16 protein-coding genes are annotated in these 18,060 nt (G+C 59.1%); 8 read left to right on the forward strand and 8 right to left on the reverse strand.

Annotated elements, in window-relative coordinates:
- Positions 1 to 56 precede the first annotated feature (56 nt).
- The 6 genes from FBY12_RS03985 to FBY12_RS04010 all read left to right on the forward strand — a co-directional run bounded on the left by FBY12_RS03985 (position 57) and on the right by FBY12_RS04010 (position 5,975).
- Complete coding sequence (locus FBY12_RS03985; protein ID WP_145251375.1) at positions 57 to 1,205, forward strand: MalY/PatB family protein; 1,149 nt, start codon at positions 57 to 59, stop codon at positions 1,203 to 1,205.
- Positions 1,206 to 1,841: 636 nt separating this feature from the next.
- On the forward strand, positions 1,842 to 2,699 hold the full coding sequence (locus FBY12_RS03990) for an SDR family oxidoreductase (RefSeq protein WP_109503797.1): 858 nt from the start codon (positions 1,842 to 1,844) through the stop codon (positions 2,697 to 2,699).
- Between the two features lie 81 nt (positions 2,700 to 2,780).
- On the forward strand, positions 2,781 to 3,392 hold the full coding sequence (locus FBY12_RS03995; protein ID WP_121757214.1) for a Yip1 family protein: 612 nt from the start codon (positions 2,781 to 2,783) through the stop codon (positions 3,390 to 3,392).
- Between the two features lie 34 nt (positions 3,393 to 3,426).
- Positions 3,427 to 4,773 carry a sodium:proton antiporter gene (locus FBY12_RS04000; protein WP_145251377.1) on the forward strand — a complete coding sequence of 449 codons (1,347 nt, stop codon included), beginning with the start codon at positions 3,427 to 3,429 and terminating at the stop codon, positions 4,771 to 4,773.
- A 139-nt stretch (positions 4,774 to 4,912) separates the two neighbouring features.
- Positions 4,913 to 5,212 (forward strand): hypothetical protein, encoded by a 300-nt coding sequence (locus FBY12_RS04005; protein ID WP_145251379.1) that lies wholly within the window; start codon positions 4,913 to 4,915, stop codon positions 5,210 to 5,212.
- Positions 5,213 to 5,498: 286 nt separating this feature from the next.
- Positions 5,499 to 5,975: a hemerythrin domain-containing protein gene (locus tag FBY12_RS04010; protein WP_145251381.1), complete on the forward strand. Its 477-nt coding sequence runs from the start codon at positions 5,499 to 5,501 to the stop codon at positions 5,973 to 5,975.
- 41 nt (positions 5,976 to 6,016) lie between these two features.
- Here the strand turns inward: FBY12_RS04010 and FBY12_RS04015 are convergent, their stop codons facing one another.
- From FBY12_RS04015 to FBY12_RS04035, 5 genes are all read right to left on the reverse strand, one after another.
- Positions 6,017 to 6,541: a hypothetical protein gene (locus FBY12_RS04015; protein WP_121730919.1), complete on the reverse strand. Its 525-nt coding sequence runs from the start codon at positions 6,539 to 6,541 to the stop codon at positions 6,017 to 6,019.
- 63 nt (positions 6,542 to 6,604) lie between these two features.
- A complete protein-coding gene (locus FBY12_RS04020; protein ID WP_145251383.1) occupies positions 6,605 to 7,120 on the reverse strand; it encodes a cupin domain-containing protein in 516 nt (171 codons plus the stop codon).
- 72 nt (positions 7,121 to 7,192) lie between these two features.
- Positions 7,193 to 9,115, reverse strand: coding sequence for a PAS domain-containing sensor histidine kinase (locus FBY12_RS04025; protein ID WP_145251385.1), 1,923 nt, complete (start codon positions 9,113 to 9,115; stop codon positions 7,193 to 7,195).
- A gap of 175 nt (positions 9,116 to 9,290) precedes the next feature.
- Positions 9,291 to 11,552, reverse strand: a complete 2,262-nt coding sequence (locus tag FBY12_RS04030) for an ATP-dependent DNA helicase (protein WP_145251387.1) — start codon at positions 11,550 to 11,552, stop codon at positions 9,291 to 9,293.
- On the reverse strand, positions 11,549 to 13,216 hold the full coding sequence (locus FBY12_RS04035) for a VRR-NUC domain-containing protein (RefSeq protein WP_145251389.1): 1,668 nt from the start codon (positions 13,214 to 13,216) through the stop codon (positions 11,549 to 11,551). Before FBY12_RS04035 ends, FBY12_RS04030 begins: the two co-directional genes overlap by 4 nt.
- Between FBY12_RS04035 and FBY12_RS04040 the strand changes: the two genes are divergently transcribed.
- Together FBY12_RS04040 and FBY12_RS04045 are read left to right on the forward strand one after the other, a co-directional pair.
- A complete protein-coding gene (locus tag FBY12_RS04040) occupies positions 13,215 to 13,481 on the forward strand; it encodes a hypothetical protein (protein WP_145251391.1) in 267 nt (88 codons plus the stop codon). The two genes, FBY12_RS04035 and FBY12_RS04040, sit on opposite strands and share 2 nt — an antisense overlap.
- Positions 13,482 to 13,483: 2 nt before the next feature.
- A complete protein-coding gene (locus FBY12_RS04045; RefSeq protein WP_092281092.1) occupies positions 13,484 to 13,708 on the forward strand; it encodes a YgdI/YgdR family lipoprotein in 225 nt (74 codons plus the stop codon).
- A gap of 107 nt (positions 13,709 to 13,815) precedes the next feature.
- Here FBY12_RS04045 and FBY12_RS04050 read toward each other — a convergent pair whose 3' ends face one another.
- The 3 genes from FBY12_RS04050 to FBY12_RS04060 form a co-directional block, all read right to left on the reverse strand.
- Entirely contained in the window at positions 13,816 to 14,181 is a 366-nt protein-coding gene (locus tag FBY12_RS04050) for a hypothetical protein (protein ID WP_145251393.1), read from the reverse strand.
- A 235-nt stretch (positions 14,182 to 14,416) separates the two neighbouring features.
- Positions 14,417 to 16,270, reverse strand: coding sequence for a polyurethanase (locus tag FBY12_RS04055; RefSeq protein WP_145251395.1), 1,854 nt, complete (start codon positions 16,268 to 16,270; stop codon positions 14,417 to 14,419).
- Positions 16,271 to 16,367: 97 nt separating this feature from the next.
- The gene (locus FBY12_RS04060) at positions 16,368 to 18,056 is read right to left on the reverse strand and encodes a polyurethanase (RefSeq protein ID WP_145251397.1); all 1,689 of its coding nucleotides are present in this window, start codon (positions 18,054 to 18,056) and stop codon (positions 16,368 to 16,370) included.
- Positions 18,057 to 18,060: the final 4 nt, after the last annotated feature.

The raw sequence follows: 18,060 nt of genomic DNA on the forward strand, positions 1-18,060 counted from the left end.
TGGGCGTGGGGATTATCATGGCGGCCGTGATAAATCCTGCCTTTATGAGACTGCGCATGACTTTCGATTTCGACCAGGTGTTCGACCGCCACGCCACCGGCAGTACCAAATGGAGCCGTTACCCGACGGACGTGTTGCCGATGTGGGTCGCCGACATGGATTTCGCCGCGCCGCCGGTGATCATCCAGGCCCTGCAAAAACGCCTGGAACACCCGTTGCTCGGCTACAGCGTGGCCCCGGACAACCTGCGCGAAGCGATCGTTGCCGACCTCTGGCGCAAATACGCCTGGCGCGTGCTGCCGCAGGAACTGGTGTTTCTGCCGGGCGTGGAATCAGGTTTCAACATGGCGCTGAATGCGCTGCTGGAGCCGCAGCAAAACGTCGTGGTGCAAACGCCGAACTACCCGCCGCTGCGCCATGCCGCCGGGCATTGGGGCTTGAACAAGGTCGAACTGGAGTTTGATGCGCAGGCGGACGGCACGTATGCCACGCCGCTGCAAACGCTGCGCGAATCACTGAAGGGTGGCGGCGCTCTGCTGTTGAGCAACCCACACAACCCGCTGGGCAAGGTGTTTGATCGCGCAGAGCTGCAAGCCGTGGCGGATGTGTGTTTGCAGCAGGACGCCTGGATCATCTCCGACGAGATCCACGCCGAACTGTGTTACGACGGGCGTGTGCATATTCCGGTAGCGTCGCTGAGCCCGGCGATTGCTGCTCGCACCATCACGCTGATGTCGGCGAGCAAGGCGTTCAACATTGCCGGCCTGAAAACCGCGTTCATGATCATTCAGGACCCGGCGCTGTTGGCGCGGGTCAACCATGCGCGTTGTGGTTTGGTGGACAGCGTCAATCCGCTGGGGCTAGAAGCGACCCGTGTGGCTTATGCCGACGGTGGGCCGTGGCTGGCCGAGCTGATGGTGTATCTGCAAGGCAATCGCGATTTTGTTGTCGATGCCGTGCGCACCCGGCTGCCGGGCGTGACCATCAATGTTCCGCAGGGTACGTATTTGGCGTGGCTGGATTGCTCGGCGCTGGGTTTGGACAATCCGCAGCGGTTTTTTCTGGAGCAGGCCAAAGTCGGGTTGAGCGCCGGCGTGGAATTCGGCGATCACAGTCAGCAATTCGTCCGCCTCAACTTCGGTTGCCCGCGAGCACTGCTCGAAGAAGGCATCGCCCGCATGCAGCGCAGCTTGCTCAACCGATGAACATCAACCGGGAAAAAACCAACCTGTAGGAGCTGAGCTTGCTCGCGAAGGCGGTGTATCAGGCGATTCACGGGTTGGCCGACCGACCGCCATCGCGAGCAGGCTCACTCCTACATGGGATTGGGGGTTGCCCGAATTCTGGATTCACCCGCGATCTTGTAGGAGCTGAGCTTGCTCGCGATGGCGGTGGGTCAGGCGATTAACAGGTTGGCTGGGCGACTGCTATCGCGAGCAGGCTCACTCCTACAAGGGATTGAGGGGTTGCCCGAATTCTGGATTCACCCGCGATCTTGTAGGAGCTGAGCTTGCTCGCGAAGGCGGTGTAACAGGCGATTCACGGGTTGGCCGACCGACCGCCATCGCGAGCAGGCTCACTCCTACATGGGATTGGGGTTGCCCGAATTCTGGATTCACCCGCGATCTTGTAGGAGCTGAGCTTGCTCGCGATGGCGGTGGGTCAGGCGATTAACAGGTTGGCTGACCGACCGCTATCGCGAGCAAGCTCCGCCCCCACGATCAAAAGCGCGCAAGTTTTCATCTGAAATCCAACCGAACTCATCGCAAAAGGCAGGGGTCAACCCTCCAGGAGAGGCTACTGACCTCGCCTTTTTTTTGCTGTGAGAATGGAGATCGATGATGACTGACTACCCAAAACCACCCTTCGCCAAACAAGCCCAGGCTGTGCCCGGCTCGCAGAAGAAGATGGATCCGTACCCGGATTGCGGCGAGCAGAGTTACAAGGGTTCTGGACGTCTGGAAGGCAAAATCGCCCTGATCACTGGCGGTGACAGCGGCATTGGCCGTGCGGTGGCGATTGCCTTCGCCCGTGAAGGCGCCGATGTGGTGATTTCCTACCTCAACGAGCACGAAGACGCCGAAGAAACCGCACGCTGGGTCGAACAGGCTGGGCGTCAATGCCTGCTGCTGCCGGGCGACCTCGCGCAAAAAGCCCAGTGCCAGGCCATCGTCGACAAAACCGTCGAGCGTTTCGGCCACATCGACATTCTGGTCAACAACGCCGCATTCCAGATGACCCACGAAAACTTCGAAGACATCCCCGACGAAGAATGGGTGATGACCTTCGACGTCAACATCACCGCGATTTTCCGCATCTGCCAAGCCGCGCTGAAACACATGAAGCCCGGCAGCTCGATCATCAACACCAGTTCGGTCAACTCCGACATGCCCAAGCCGACCCTGCTGGCCTACGCGACCACCAAAGGCGCGATTGCCAACTTCACCGGCGGACTCGCGCAGATCCTCGGGCCGAAGAACATTCGGGTCAACAGCGTTGCGCCCGGCCCGATCTGGACCCCGCTGATCGTCTCGACCATGCCCGACGAAGAAGTCGAAAACTTCGGCGGCGAAACCCCGCTCGGTCGTCCTGGCCAGCCGGTCGAAGTCGCGCCGATCTACGTGTTACTGGCCTCCGACGAAGCCAGTTACATCACCGGCCAGCGCTACGGCGTAACCGGCGGCAAGCCAATTCTTTAAATTGAACCTGACGGCAATTCCACAACTCAACTTTACATACAGGCCCGCCAACGGCGGGCCTTGGGAAACCTGGAGGTCGTCATGTCCGCACCTTTACTGAAACTGTTCACCCAGCCCAACTTCGCCTGGACGGATATCCGCAAGGAAGAAGAGGCGCATCCCCGCCACTACCTCGCACATCTGTTATTGCTCGCATTGATTCCACCGGTGTGCCTGTTCATTGGCACCGTGTATGTCGGCTGGAGCCTGGCCGAAAACGAGACGGTCAAACTTAGCAGCGCCAGCGCGTTGCAACTGTGCGTGATGCTCTACATCACCATCGTGGTCGGAGTGGCGGTGATGGGCGGGTTTATACGCTGGATGTCGCGGGCATTCGACTCGCGGCCGACGCTCAATCAATGCATCGGTTTTGCGGCTTACACCGCGACACCGTTTTTTCTCGCCGGGATTGGCGGGCTGTACCCGAGCCGTTGGCTGGCAATTATCGTGCTTGGCGCGGCTTCGGTTTATTCAACGTTTCTGCTGTTCGTTGGCCTGCCGACGTTCATGCATGAACGCAAAGAACAAGGTTTGCTTAACTCCGCGTGTGTCTGGGGCGTTGGTTTGCTGGTGCTCGTGACCATGCTGGTGGAAATGATTCTGCTGTGGTTCAACGTGCTCACGCCTGAGTACCTGCGCGCGACGGTCGGTTGAGCTTGCAAAAACATTTGATCAGCGAGCGTCCGGCATGAGTTTCACTATTTGGTTAGCGGTATTGGGCGCTGTGTTGCTGACATTGGCACTGACGTCGTCGTATTTACGCTGGATGCCAGTCACCACTTCGGCGGTGTGCCTGGCACTCGGCATCGCTATCGGGCCGACGGGCCTGGATTGGCTCAAGCTCGACATCAAGGACGCATCGGTCTGGATGGAGCACCTGACGGAAGTCGCGGTGCTCTTTTCTTTGTTCGTCTGCGGACTGAAATTGCGTCTGCCGTTCAACAAACGCAAATGGCGCGTGGCATTCGGCCTCGCCGGGCCAGTGATGGTGTTGACCATCGCCGGCGTGTGCCTGTTGCTGCACTTCGGTTTTCAGTTGTCGTGGGGGCCGTCGTTGCTGATTGGCGCAATTCTGGCGCCGACCGACCCGGTATTGGCGTCGCTGGTGCAGGTCAACGATGCCAAGGATTACGACTCGGTGCGCTTCGGCCTCTCGGGCGAAGCCGGCCTGAATGACGGCGTTGCGTTCCCGTTTGTCATCCTCGGCCTGTTGTTTCTGCAGCAGACCGGTGACTCCAGTGCTTGGCTTGGCGACTGGGCGTTGAAGAGTTTGTTGTGGGCCGTGCCTGCCGGTTTGCTCACCGGTTACTGGATGGGCCACGGCATCGGTCGCGTGACCCTGTCGATGCGCATCCGCAATGCCGACAGCACCTTTTCACCGAATGATTACCTGACGCTGGCACTGATCGCACTCGCCTACGTAGTGGCGGAAGCGATCCACGGTTACGGCTTTCTCTCAGTGTTCGCTGCGGGTTTGGGCTTGCGCCAGGCCGAAGTGAAATCCACCGGCAGCAACCAGACGCCCGCCGAGCATCTGGTGCAACCGGTGGTCGGTCACCAGAACGTCGAACCTGAAGCGGCGGTGCATGGCGACGTTGAACATCTGGAAGACACCCAAGTTGCGGCGGGCATCATGATGGGCGACATGCTCGCCTTCGGCAGTCTGGTCGAGCGCGCCATGGAAGTGTTTCTGGTGACGCTGCTCGGCGTGGTGCTGGTGGCGCATTGGGACTGGCGCGCATTGATCATTGCCGGCGTGTTGTTTTGCGTAATTCGACCGCTGAGTGTTTGGTTGATCCCGTGGGGCAAGTTGCTCGATGGGCGGCAACGCACGTTGATTGGCTGGTTCGGCATTCGTGGCATTGGCAGCTTTTATTACCTGTTTTACGCCTTGAATCATGATTTGCCGGCCTCGGTCGCAACGCTGTGCACCGACCTGACCTTATCCGTAGTGGCGCTGAGCATTCTGATCCACGGCATCAGCACCCAGCCGATGCTCGCCCGTTACGAGCGGCTGAGTCATCAAAAATCCTGATTTATTGCTCTGATAGCTTCCTACGTATCTATCCAATTTCCCGGCGCAAACGGATGAAATTTCCGCCGGGAAGCGGCAGTCACAACACTATGCAGCCGTTGTGGCTCCTTCCTCTCACTTGATAGATAAGGTGAACGCTATGCAGTACTTCTCGGCCCCGGTAAATCCTCAGGCTCGGCGCAATATCGCTCTGGAATGCAATCGCCACTTGTTCGAAGACGCGCATCAGCTGAGTCGCGAAGCTTTTGAACTGTTGGAAAAAGCCGAGTTGGACGCTGAATTGTTCACACACTATCAGGCGTTGCGTCAGAAGGCCGACACCAAGTTCGAGGAAGCCATCGAGCACCTGCGCTTGATTGAAGAAGAGCTGCCATCGATGGAAAACGTAGCACTGCTGCAATCCAAATCGGCTGGCCAAGGCTTTGATTCGCGGGTGTGATTGCACCGCAGGATTGAGCGCTTAGATCAAAGATCGGCAACTCTTCTGAGTTGCCGATTTTTTTTGCATTTGCGACGCCGCGATCTGCAATAGGTCCCGGCGTCAATTCATGCACCTTGCACGGCACAAATTCGCAGCACAATCTCTAACTCATTGTTTGGTAAGGATTTATCAGCCGATCAAGATCCGGCACAGGAAATGCTCTTGTCTGTATAAGCGACTGACGGCACTTCGATCGTCTGCGCTATCCCATGATCCATCCCGTGACCCAGACCTGAGGTTCATCATGAACGCCATTGACCTGTTGAAAGCCGACCACGAACGCGTAAAAGCCATCCTCACCCAGTTGAGCGAATCCACCGAACGCGCCGTGAAAAAACGCGTGGAGTTGATCAACAAACTGGAAATGGAAATCACCATTCACACGCGCCTGGAAGAAGAAGTGCTCTACCCCGCTTATAAAAAGGCCGGTGGCAAGGAAGAAGAGGTGATGTATTACGAGGCCAAGGAAGAACACCGCACCGTTGACTCGTTAGTGCTGCCGGACTTGAAAGTCACTGACCCTTCGACCCCGGAATTTGCCGGCCGGGTGAAAGTGGTCAAGGAATTGCTGGAGCACCACATCGAGGAAGAAGAAACCGAGATGTTTCCTCAAGCGAAGAAGCTGTTGGGCAAAGCTGCGCTCGAAGAACTCGGGCAGCAGATGGAAGCGCTGAAAGCGCAGTACAAAAAGGAAATGAGCGCGGCCAACATCGCGGCTTGATCAGCCTGAGGCGAGGGGGCTCGACGGCCCCTCTCTGCCCATCAGGTCAGTTGGATGTACACCCCGTAAATCCCCAGCAAAATCCAGAACGTCGCAAAAATCCACGGCGTTCGCACCGAGAACAGCAGCGACTTGCGATAGCCCTTGTGGCTTGATTCCATCTCGGCGAACAGCGGCGATTCATCGTAAGCCAGACCCATCACCGGCTCGCTGTCGAGCAACTGGCTTTGCTTGAAGTGCCAGTGATCGATGATGTCGTAAGCGGCGCGTATGCCCGGCCAGGCGTTCAGCGAACTGAGTACGCCGAGCAGCGCCAGGAATGGCGGCACTACCAGGGTGAACGACTTGCCCCATTCGGGATTGATGTTGGCCATGCACGACGCAAACGCAATGACCAGAAACGATTGCGCGGTTAGGTAAGCGTCGGTGCGGTTGGCCAGGATGGTGGTTTCGTACTGAATTTCCCGACGATAGAAATCCAGGCGTTCCTTGGGCGAACCGAACATCTTCGCGTTGTGTTCGGTCAAGGCCTCTTCGGCCACGGTGTCCGTCAATATTCTTGGCACGGCAGTCACACATACAGTGGAAAGCAGTTAGAAGAGCCCGGCTCAGGCAAAGTTCAGCCGGGATTACCAAAGCCCAGGTAACGGGCCGTCCTCGCCATGAACCGGATCGGCCGACGGTCGTGCAACTTCAGCAATCCGCGCGACGCTGTCGTCATGGCTCGCAGGGTCCGGGCGCTGGATATCGTAGTTTTCCTGCCCTTGCGGATAACCGCCGACCACGAGGAAATCCTCGCTCTGCTCGAGGCTGCAATGCCCGGTGCCGGCCGGCAGCACCAGCACATCGCCCTCCTCGACTTGCAGTTCCATGCCCGCCGGGCCGCCGAGCATCAGGCGCGCCTGACCACTGATCACGCCCAACACTTCATGCGCGTTGGAGTGGTAATGGTGGTAATCAAACACCTGGGCGCGCCATTGCGCTGGCCATTGGTTGGCGCCGAACAGCGCTTCGAACGCGGCTGCTTTATCGGCACCGTCCAGTTGCACCTGGTGATAAAACAACACCGGCAACGGACTGTTGGGGATTTGTCCGTCGTCCTTGAAAAACAATTGCTGCGGCAGCGTGACTGGCGAGGTGCTCATGGCGGAATTCTCCTTGGCGTTTAAAACTCTGAACGAGCCGGCCAAGGAAAATTCAAACAGAACCGTCAGCGGTCACTTCATCGCTTGGGCGATGATTTCCACCAGATGCAGTTGGGTAAACGGTTTCGACAGGCGCGGCAGCTCGGTGACAAAACCTTCCAGACGCTCGGCGTAACCGGTGGCGAGAATGATCGGCACTTGCGGTTTGATTCCGCGAATCGCCTGCGCCAGTTGCGCGCCGTTCATGTGCGGCATGGCCATGTCAGTGATCACCAGATCAATCGCCGGGCTTTTGCCGAAAACTTCCAGCGCCTGGGCACCGCTCACCGCGCTGATCACCCGATGGCCCAAGTCTTCCAGCAGCAGACTGGTGCTGGTCAGGACCAGACTGTCGTCGTCCACCACCAACACGCAAAGCCCCGGCACCGGCGCCATTGACGGTACGTTGATGGCCGGTTTGGCCAGCGAACCGGGGGTGGCCACCGGCATCCACAGTTCCGCGGTGGTGCCGACGCCTTTCTCACTTTTCAGGATGAAGCGCCCACCCAGTTGCGCGATAAAACCGTGGACCATCGACAGCCCCAGGCCTGTGCCTTTGCCGACACCCTTGGTGGTGAAGAATGGATCGGTGGCCGAGGCCAGCGTCGCCGCGTCCATGCCGGTGCCGTTGTCGACCACGCTCAGGCACACGTAACGACCGGGCGGTAGCGAGGATTTTGCCGGATCGTTGATCTCTTCGGCCCGCGCGCCGATGACAATCTTGCCGCCATCAGGCATTGCGTCGCGGGCGTTGGTTGCGAGATTGAGCACGGCCAATTCCAGTTGATTGACGTCCGCTGCCGCCGGTTCGAGGTCGGCTGCGAAACGCGTTTGCAGTTTCACCGCAGGCCCGAGCGAACTGCGCAACAGGCCGGTGATCCCCTGAATCAGTGCTGGAATCTCCACCGCTTCGGTCTTCAGTTCCTGGCGCCGGGCGAACGCGAGCATGCGTTGGGTCAGGGACACGCCGCGCATCGCGCCTTGCGTGGCGTTTTCCAGCAGACGCACGATTTTCGGGTCTTCACCGACGCGTTTGCGGACGATTTCCAGATTGCCGAGGATCACCGTCAGCAGGTTATTGAAGTCATGCGCGATGCCGCCGCTGAGCTGACCGATGGCCTGCATCTTTTGCGCCTGGAACAACGCTTCGCGGGTTTGCTCTAGCGCGTGCTGGGCCTGGGTCACTTCAGTGATGTCGCGGGTAATCTTGGCAAAACCCAGCAACATGCCGGTTTCGCCCCAGATCGGATCGACCACCACATGCGCGAAAAACTGCGTGCCGTCCTTGCGCAGGCGCCAGGCCTTGTTTTCGAAGCGGCCTTCGCGCGCGGCGGTTTCCAGCGCCCGTTGCGGTTCGCCGGCCTCGCGGTCGTCTGGGGTGTAGAACATCGAAAAGTGCTGGCCGATCACTTCTTCGGGCCGATAGCCCTTGATGCGCTGGGCACCGAGGTTCCAGTTGGTCAGGCGCCCGCTGGCGTCGAGCATATAAATGGCGTAATCGGTAACGCTTTGTACCAGCAAGCGAAACTGCTGCTCGCTCTGTTTGAGGGTTTCTTCGGCCATCTTGCGGTCGGTAAGGTCGCGGGTGATCTTCGCATAGCCGAGCAACACGCCCGACGCATCAAGAATCGGGTCGATGACCACGTGGGACCAGAAGTGTGTGCCGTCCTTGCGCACGCGCCAGCCTTCACCTTCAAAGCGCCCTTCATTGCGCGCGGTGTCGAGCGCGCGCTGCGGTAACCCGGCATGCCGATCGGGCTCGGTATAAAACCGCGAGAAATGCTCGCCGAGGATTTCCGCTTCCTCGTAGCCCTTGAAGCGTCTGGCCCCGGCGTTCCAACTGGTGATGATGCCATCGGGGTCGATCATGTAGATCGCGTAATCCACCACAGCATCGATCAGCAGACGAAATCGGCTGTCCTCGATAGCACTGGTTTTTGTCCGATCACCGCTCATTGATCCATCCCGACTTTTTTGTTTCACGAAGTATGCGATAAACCGCACATTTAAAAAGATACAAATTCAGGCCTTGGAAGTCTCGGATGGTGCGAGGGTCACAGCAAGCCAGGCCAAATGGCCAGCATTGAGGTCGAGTCTTTGATTACGCGGACTGCACCTAAGCGGATTGCACCTATGCCGACTGCACCGTCCACCAGCGTGGCAACAGCTGTTTGACCTTGCTCTCGCCAAAACGATCATCGATCAGCATCACCACGCCTTGATCCTGTTGCGTGCGGATCACTCGCCCGGCCGCTTGCACGACTTTTTGCACGCCAGGGTAGAGATAGGTGTAGTCGTAACCGGCGCCAAAAATGGCGGCCATGCGGTGTTTCATCTGCTCGTTGATCGGGTTCAGTTGCGCCAGGCCCAGCGTCGCAATAAACGCACCGATCAGCCGCGCGCCGGGCAAATCAATGCCTTCCCCAAACGCCCCGCCCAACACCGCGAAACCCACACCTTGGCTGTGCGTGGTGAACTGGTCGAGAAACTCCTGGCGCTGGGTTTCGGCCATGCCGCGCGATTGCGACCACAAGCTGATCTGCGGGTGGCGCTCGGCGAGTAACTGCGCCACTTGCTGGAGATAATCGAAGCTGCTGAAAAACGCCAGATAGTTGCCGGGGCGTTCGCTGAATTGGCGGGCGATCAGCTCGACAATCGGTTCCAGCGAGGCTTGCCGGTGGACGAAACGCGTAGAGATGCGGCTGACGATGCTGACGTGCAACTGGTCGGCATGAAACGGCGATTCAACGTCGATGCACACAGTATTCGCTGGCGTGCCGAGCAGGTCGGCGTAGTAATTGCGCGGGCTCAGCGTCGCGGAAAACAACACCGTGCTGCGCGCCGCCGTCAGGCGCGGGCGAATGAACCCGGCGGGCACTACGTTGCGCAGGCACAGGGTCGACAGATTGCGCTTGCGCTCGAGGTCGCGTTTGCTGATGTCGAACAAATACTGCTCGTCGAACAGCTCGGCGACCCGGCCAAACTGCAACATGTCGAAGTAGAAATTCTGCAAAGCGCTGTCGAGGCCTTGCGGATGATCGTTCAGGTAATCGCCGATGCTCGCGCTGCAGGACGACAAGGCTTGCAGGAGTTTTTCCGGCGCGCGGTCGTAGGCCTGATACGGGCTGAGTTGCGGCTCATGCAGGGCATTCCATTCGCGGTTGACCCGTTGCAGGGATTTCTTCAACGGTTCCGGCGCAGTTTTGCGCACGTTGTTCAGAGTCGCCTGATCGAGGCTGGCGCTGTACATCTGCCGGCCGCGTTCGACCAGGTTGTGCGCCTCGTCCACCAGCACCGCAACGCGCCAGTTATTGGCCTGGGCCAAACCGAAGAGCAATGCGCTGAAGTCGAAGTAATAGTTGTAGTCCGCGACCACCACGTCCGCCCAACGCGCCATCTCCTGGCTGAGGTAATACGGGCAAACGTTGTGCTGCAACGCCACATCGCGCAATGCGCTTTGGTTCAACAGGCTCAAGCGGCTGGCGGCCTGCCGTGCAGCGGGCAAACGGTCGTAAAAGCCTTGGGCCAACGGGCAGGATTCGCCGTGGCAGGCCTTGTCCGGGTGTTCGCAGGACTTGTCACGGGCAATCATTTCGAGAATCCGCAGCGGCGGCGCATCGGCGCTGTCGAGGATCACTTGCGCAGCGTCGAGTGCCAGTTTGCGTCCCGGGGTTTTCGCCGTGAGGAAAAACACCTTGTCCAGTTGCTGCGGCGCTAACGCCTTGAGCATTGGAAACAGCGTGCCGACGGTTTTGCCGATCCCGGTCGGCGCTTGCGCCATCAGGCAGCGCCCGGTGCTTACGGCTTTGAACACCGATTCAGCCAGATGCCGCTGGCCCGGACGAAACCCGGCATGTGGAAACTTCAACCCTTGCGCGGCGTGGTTGCGCGCCTCGCGATGGGCCATTTCCTGTTCAGCCCAATGCAGGAATAACTGGCAGTGATGCTCGAAGAACACCTTGAGTTCTTCGGCGCGATAGCCCTCGACCAGACAGGTTTCCTTTTCGCTGACGATGTCGAAATAAACCAGCGCGACGTTAATCTGCGCCAGATCGAGCTTCTGGCACATCAGCCAGCCGTAGATTTTTGCCTGCGCCCAGTGCAACTGGCGGTGGTTGGCCGGTTGTTTGCTCAGGTCGCCGCGATAGGTTTTGACTTCTTCCAGGCAGTTTTGCGTCGGGTCGTAGCCGTCCGCCCTGCCCTTTACCGTCAACGATTGATAGTGGCCGAGCAGCGCAACTTCGCTTTGGTAATGGTCGCTGCGGCGTGAGGCCACGGTGCGATGGCCGACGATGCCTTCGAGCGCAGTCGGTGACGGAGTAAAGCGCAAATCGAGGTCGCCGACCTTGGCGGTGAATTCACACAGCGCCCGCACCGCGATGCTGTAGCTCAAGCGCTCTGCTCCGCCCATTGCACGTAACACACGGCAATCGGCATCTGGTGTTCGTGGCAGAACTCGAGCCAGCGCAATTGGTTGTCTTGCAGACGATCGCCGGGGCCTTTGACCTCGATCATGCGATAGGTCTTGTCCTGCGGCCAAAACTGGATCAGGTCAGGCATGCCGGCGCGATTGGCCTTGATGTCGAGCAGCAAACGGCTGAACCAGTGCTTGAGGTGCTCGGCGGGCAGGCAGTCGAGCGCTTGATCGAGCAATTCCTCGCTCAACGCGCCCCAGAACACGAACGGCGACTGCACGCCCCACTTGCCGGCGTACCGTTCGCGAATGGTCTGGCGATAACGGCCGTCATCCAGTTCGGCAAAACAGGCCTGGAACAGTTCGGCGCGGCGATCGTGGAAGTCTTCATTGAGCAGGTCCACCGGCCCGCGCTGAAACGGGTGGAAAAACGCGCCCGGCAACGGTGCGAAAATCGCCGGCCAGCACAGCAAGCCAAACAGTGAATTGATCAGGCTGTTCTCGACGTAATGCACCGGCGCTGCTTCTTCGGCCAAGTGCGCCTGGACGTAATACTCGACGGACATGCCCGGATCGCTGCGGGGCAGTTGCAGGTCGAGGCGCTGCATCGCCCGTGCGCTGGCGCGCTTGATCGGCGGCCCGCCGAGTTTGCGCCGCAGCCGTGGCAGCACGCGAAGGAGCTTCTGCTGTTCGGCAGCACTTTCCGGCGCTTGCCCGGCGACCTTCGCCAGTTCCAGCGCCAGCGCATACTCGCCGCAGCGTTCCAATACGCGGATCAGCCGCAGACGCGCGCCGGGGTAAGCGCAGTCGCGATAGATGATCAGCGCGTTAGCGAAATCGGCCATGCGCTCGCAATACTGGCCGATCTGGAACAGCAACTTGCCGCGCCGACGTTGCAGCCACGGATTGCTCAGCGCCAGCGCGTTGATCTGCTCGACCACCGCAGCGACCTCTTCGCCCGCCTCGAAGCGTTGCTGGCAGTCGTGCAGGAACACGCAGGCATCAACGTCTTCGCGGCTGCGCAAACCACGGGATTCGGCGCAGAATTCGACTTTTTCATAGGTGAATATGCCGAGGTCGGCGAGCACGAACTCTGACCAATCCTGATACAGGTTGCCGAAGAACATCAGGCGCAAGCGGTCACACAGGTTCATGATCGTCAGGCTGAACAGCCGATCACCCAGCGTCGGGCACCAATGCTGGAAGCTGCGTGGTTCGGGAAACTCCTCGCTGAGCAGCGGCAGCCAATCGGTCTTCTTGCCTTTCGGTTGCGCGATGGCGTGGCCCAGGCACTGGAGGATTTCGGCTTTGAGCAATACGCCAAACACTTCTTCTATTAATAAAGGTGTCTGCTCATCGATCCAGCCCAATTGCAGCAATGGCGCGGCGGCCATGGCGATGTCGCCGATTTCGACGTAATGCAGCTTGCCGGCGCGAAAATGCAGGCCTTTGCGCATGACCATGCGCACCAGCAGCGCGCGCGACTCACGCGGCAGCTGATTGAACTCACCGATAAAGCGTTGTTCCTCTACACTCAGCACGTCGGCATAACGATGCTCAAGCCAATCAAGCACTTGCATGAAGTTGTTCAGGTAGTAGAACGGATCGTCGAGCGGGTTTGCAGTCACAGGAAAATGGGCCATGGCAAGCGAGTACTGGTTATGCGTACAGATACCAGCCATGCCCTGCCGGTGCAAACGGAAAAAGATGGGCGGCGCAGCTAATCGAGAATTTTTCGCCGAGCCATCGAACTTTATGCCGATCAACGGCACCAACCGCCATAGAGCAACATTCGATAAAGCAGCAACATTCGATAAAGCAGCAACATTGAGCAAAGCAGCAATATTCAGCACAGCAGTGATGACTGAAGACAGTCACATTGATTTTTCAAAGCAGCATGAGAGGTGACTATGAACATCAAGACCCTGGGCCTGCCATTGGCAGTAGCGGCCTTCCTGGCCCTGGCCGGTTGCTCGACGCCAACCGTCGTGACCCTGCAGAACGGCACCCAGTATTTGACCAAGGACATGCCGAAAACCGAAACCAAGGACGGCTTCTATGAGTTCGAGGATATTTCCGGGGCCAAAGTGAAGGTCAAGGCTGACGAGGTTGCGACGGTTCGCGAGGAAGACTAAGACCGCGTTATCGTTCTTCGCGGGCAAGCCTCGCTCCTACAGGGGATCGCGTAATCCCTGTAGGAGCGAGGCTTGCCCGCGAAGAGGCCCGTCAACTCACCGCAAATCTATGGCATCCCCGGCATGGCGCTGTCGCACACGACATACCGATCGCCACGCTTGATCATCTCCGCGCGCAGCTTGTGGCACCGCTCATATTCCTGTCGCAGCGAATTGTCGATGCTGATGTTGCCCGTCATTTCCGGCAAATGCCCGTTGCCGATGCGCACCGTCGCCCAAGGCTGTTCCGGCTGCACCTGAAACAGGCTTTTCTCTTCAGCAACGGGTTTGGTTTCGATGGCTGGCGGTTTCGGCAATTCGTCTGGTGTCATGCCATAACGGCTCAGAATCGAGCTGTGAGGCACATCCGCAGCGGCGCTCGCTGATAACACGGCCAATGCCAACGCCCAGACAATCCTCTTGCTGTTACTCATGTGACCCCATCTCCTTTTACTCAATAACCGCATTCCGTTAACGAAGAAGTCGGCGGACGCTTTAGTGCAAGTGTTTTGAGTCAGGAAATGGCGAGTGAGTCACGCAATCAGCGCGATGGCGGTTGCACATTTTAGATTGATGGCGGCTGCAATGACGTCTTCGCGGGCGAGCCTCGCTCCTACAGGGGATCGCGTAATCCCTGTAGGAGCGAGGCTTGCCCGCGAAGAGGCCCTGTCAGGCAATCACAATCCCGGCGCCGGTCAAACTCTCCAGCCCCACCCCGACCAACGTCACCGAATCAGCCCCAAATTTCAGCAGCGTATCCTGCCCGACCGCCGACGCATGCGCGCGCAAGTTGTCGTCCGGCGTCACGCCCTGCACGCCGAGAAACACCAGTTTGTCAGTCGCCTGATACCCGACCACCCGGTCCTGGCCAAATGCCCCGCTGAACAGAAACGTATTAACCCCGCCGCCAGCCTCCATCAGATCATTACCGGCGCCGCCGACAAACACGTCATTGCCCTTGCCGCCAATCAAGTGGTCGTTGCCATCCAGCCCGAACAACCAGTCGCCGCTCGCCTTCGCCGTCAGCGTATCGGCGCCCGCCCCGCCCTTCACTGTCGAAGCGTATTGCGTGAGATTGCCGCCGACCTTCAAACCCTCCGCCGTCACGCTATGGCTGACGTCGTCCTTGAATACGCCCCAGAGAAACGCCGGCTCCTTGCTGAGAATCGTGCCGATGTCGCGGGTGATGCTGATCCCGCCGCTTGCATCCTTCACGTACAGATTGCCGACGCCGTCATTGGCGAACGTGAAGTTTTTCACCGATTGCTGCAGGTCGAGCACGTTGCTGCCCTTGCCGCCGAGCACGATGTTGTAGCCACCGCCGTCGCGGAAAGTGTCGTTGCCGTCGCGCCCTTCGAGGTAATCGTTGCCCTTGCCGCCCTGAAGCAAATCATTGCGATCGCTGCCGATGATCAACGTGCTGCCCTTGTGGGTTTCGGCGTTGCGGTTGAGGTCTTGCACCCACGTGTTGGCGCGCGCCGGATCGGACAGGTTGGCGACAATAATCGTCGAGTCCCTGCTGGTCAGGTCGTAGAACTTCGAGTCGATCACCCGATTCATCCCGTCGCCATAGGCGGTCGGCAAATGCGAGATCCAGGTCGGCAGATTGAGGATGGAAAACGGCAGCACGTTCCACGCCGTCGAGGCGTAGTGATCATTGAAACTGACGATATTGTCGGTCGCCGAAACCTTGGCCGCGTCGTGCACGCCGAGCGATGCCGAAGTGAAGGTGGAACCGTCGAGGGCGCGAAATACCGGGTCGTTTTCATAGCCGACGTTGAGCACTTTGTCGGTGCTGCTCTGGGTCGGCGAAGCGTAGGCGATGTAGTTCGAATCCTGGTAGAAACCCGACCACTTGTTGCTGCTCAAATCTGCCAGGCTGTTGACCGCCAACCCGCCAAGGCTATGGCCGCTGACCAGCACGTCCTTGCCGGACAAGCCATGGGCGCCGGCAAACGCCGCAACTTTACCGAGCAATTGGCCGAAGGCTTCACCCGCGTAATTTTTCGCGTAATCCTTGGGACCGAATGCTGCCAGCAGGTCGCTGATAGCGTCAGCGATGGAATCACCGATGAGGATTTCCCGCGGCCCGCTGGTGCCGCGAAAGGAAATCCCGATCTCGCCGAGGTGCCCTTGGACGTCGTACTTGCCGAGGATTTCCACCTGAGCGCTGCTGTATCCGGCCTTCTCGCCGTGGAACGTCCCGCGCGCATCGGTCTTGCCGTCGTAGCCCAGCTGCGCGGCGGTAATCGGCGTCCAACCGGCCTTTTTCACGGCTTCCAGTGCGAGTTTTTCCGAATCGGGATTCCATGGAATGCCGGGAATCACTCCTTGCGAATCGGTGCCGCCAATCAACGCGGCGACCAGCGTGGCCGGCAAGCCGAGGCCGAAACCGTTGTGCTGATAACCAGTGGCAAAGCCGTTATCGAGGTTGTGATAGGAATACAGCGTGATGGCCATGGCATCGCTGAACAACGCCTTGGATTCGGCTGTGCTGAAGTTCTTGTAATCGTAAACACCCATTGCTATTGCCTCTCTTTTGTTGGAATTGTCAGAGATAGCTCACAGCCAAAGCGCCTCTGGGACGAGGCGCTCCGGAGCATTTCAGTGCGTGCAGTCCTTATGCAAAGGTAAAACTCGAAGCGGACAGGTGATCGAGCCCGACGCCCACCAGCGTCACGGCAAAATCGCCGACTTTGAGCAGCGTGTCCTGCCCGGTTTGCGCGGCATGCTGGGTGTAGTCATAGCCCTGCCCCGCGCCCTGCACGCCGATAAAAACCAATTTGTCGCTGCCCTGATAACCGTTGATCGTGTCAAAACCAAAGGCCCCGCTGAACAGAAACGTGTTGTTGCCGGCGCCCGCGTGCATCACGTCATTGCCGGCGCCACCGACGAAGGTCACGTGGCTTTTGTCGCTGCGCAGCAGGTCGTTGCCGGCATTGCCGAACAGCCAGTCACCGTCCTGCGTCGCCGCCAGCGTATTGCCGTAAGCGTCGCCATTCAGTGAATGGTTGTAGTGGGTCAACGCCGTGCCATTGAGCAAGCCATTGGCGCTGACGGTGTGGGTGACGTCCTTGCTGCCGAACCACGCACCCGGCTCCTTGCTCACCAGCGCGCCGATGTCGCGCGTCAGGCTGATGCCGCCGTAAGCGTCGCGCACGTACAGCGTGCCGTCGCCGTCATTGGCGAAACTGAAGTTCTGCAGCGGTTTTTGCAGTTCAAAGGTGTTGTGGCCCTTGCCGCCGAGCAGGAGGTTGTAGCCGCCGTCATCGCGAAAGCGATCGTCGCCATCACGCCCCTCGATGAAGTCATTGCCGGCGCCGCCCTTGAGCAAATCGCTGCTGTCGGTGCCGATAATGAACGTGCTGCCGGTGTGCGGCTCGCCGCTGCGGCCCAAATCCTCGACCCAGGTCTTGCCGCGCGAATCCTGCTGCAGATTGGAAACGATCAACGTCGAATCCTTGCTGGTCAGGTCGTAGAACGCCGAATCGATCACCCGATTCAAGCCATCGGCATAACCCAGCGAACCGTGCGCCGACCAGCTCAGCGGATTGAGAATGCTGAACGGCGTCAGGTTCTGCGCGGTGGACGCGTAATGGTCATTGAAGTTGACGATGTTGTTAGTCGCCGACGCCTGATAACCATCGTGCTTGCCCAGCGAGCCGCTGCTGAACGTGGTGCCGTCGAGCGCCCGAAACACCGGATCATTTTCATAACCGATGTTCATTACATGGGCGCTTTGCGTCGGAGAGGCGAACGCTACGTAATTGGCTTCCTTGAAGAACCCGCCCCAGTTGTCGCCACTCAACTCGGCCACACTGTTGACGCCCAAACCGCCGAGGCTGTGGCCGCTGACCAATACGTCTTTGGCGCCGATGCCGTGCGCGACAGCAAACGCCGCGACATCTTTCAGCAAGCCGTCGAAGGCGTTTTTCGCGTAGTTCTTCGCGTAATCCACCGGGCCGATGGCGGCCAGCAGATTGTTTTTCAGGTCGCCGAAGGTGTCGCCATAACCTAGGCCACCGGTGCCGCGAAACGCCACGCCGAGGCCGATCAACTTGCCGGCGGCGTCGTACTTGCCGAGCACTTCGGCTTCGGCGCTGGTGAAGCCATCCTTTTCGCCAAAGAACGTGCCTTGCGCCCCGACCTTGCCGTGATAGCCCAACGCCGTTGCGCCAATTGGCGCCCAGGCGCTGGCCGGCACAGGTTGGCCGGTCGGCGTGTAGGCGTACAACGTCAGCGCGATGGCGTCGCTGTACAACTCCTTGCCGGCGCTGCCGCCGGCGTTTTTGTAATCAAACAATCCCATGTTG

Source organism: Pseudomonas sp. SJZ131 (assembly GCF_007828705.1).
Lineage (GTDB): Bacteria > Pseudomonadota > Gammaproteobacteria > Pseudomonadales > Pseudomonadaceae > Aquipseudomonas > Aquipseudomonas prosekii.

Bases quoted from the DNA above. Each gene is read 5' to 3' on its own strand.
- FBY12_RS04035 (WP_145251389.1), bottom strand. From the start codon at position 13,216: ATGGCCCATTTTCCTGTGACTGCAAACCCGCTCGACGATCCGTTCTAC.
- FBY12_RS04040 (WP_145251391.1), top strand. From the start codon at position 13,215: ATGGCAAGCGAGTACTGGTTATGCGTACAGATACCAGCCATGCCCTGC.
- FBY12_RS03995 (WP_121757214.1), top strand. From the start codon at position 2,781: ATGTCCGCACCTTTACTGAAACTGTTCACCCAGCCCAACTTCGCCTGG.
- FBY12_RS04020 (WP_145251383.1), bottom strand. From the start codon at position 7,120: ATGAGCACCTCGCCAGTCACGCTGCCGCAGCAATTGTTTTTCAAGGAC.
- FBY12_RS04060 (WP_145251397.1), bottom strand. From the start codon at position 18,056: ATGGGATTGTTTGATTACAAAAACGCCGGCGGCAGCGCCGGCAAGGAG.
- FBY12_RS04055 (WP_145251395.1), bottom strand. From the start codon at position 16,270: ATGGGTGTTTACGATTACAAGAACTTCAGCACAGCCGAATCCAAGGCG.
- FBY12_RS03990 (WP_109503797.1), top strand. From the start codon at position 1,842: ATGACTGACTACCCAAAACCACCCTTCGCCAAACAAGCCCAGGCTGTG.
- FBY12_RS04000 (WP_145251377.1), top strand. From the start codon at position 3,427: ATGAGTTTCACTATTTGGTTAGCGGTATTGGGCGCTGTGTTGCTGACA.
- FBY12_RS04010 (WP_145251381.1), top strand. From the start codon at position 5,499: ATGAACGCCATTGACCTGTTGAAAGCCGACCACGAACGCGTAAAAGCC.
- FBY12_RS04025 (WP_145251385.1), bottom strand. From the start codon at position 9,115: ATGAGCGGTGATCGGACAAAAACCAGTGCTATCGAGGACAGCCGATTT.
- FBY12_RS04045 (WP_092281092.1), top strand. From the start codon at position 13,484: ATGAACATCAAGACCCTGGGCCTGCCATTGGCAGTAGCGGCCTTCCTG.
- FBY12_RS04050 (WP_145251393.1), bottom strand. From the start codon at position 14,181: ATGAGTAACAGCAAGAGGATTGTCTGGGCGTTGGCATTGGCCGTGTTA.
- FBY12_RS04005 (WP_145251379.1), top strand. From the start codon at position 4,913: ATGCAGTACTTCTCGGCCCCGGTAAATCCTCAGGCTCGGCGCAATATC.
- FBY12_RS03985 (WP_145251375.1), top strand. From the start codon at position 57: ATGACTTTCGATTTCGACCAGGTGTTCGACCGCCACGCCACCGGCAGT.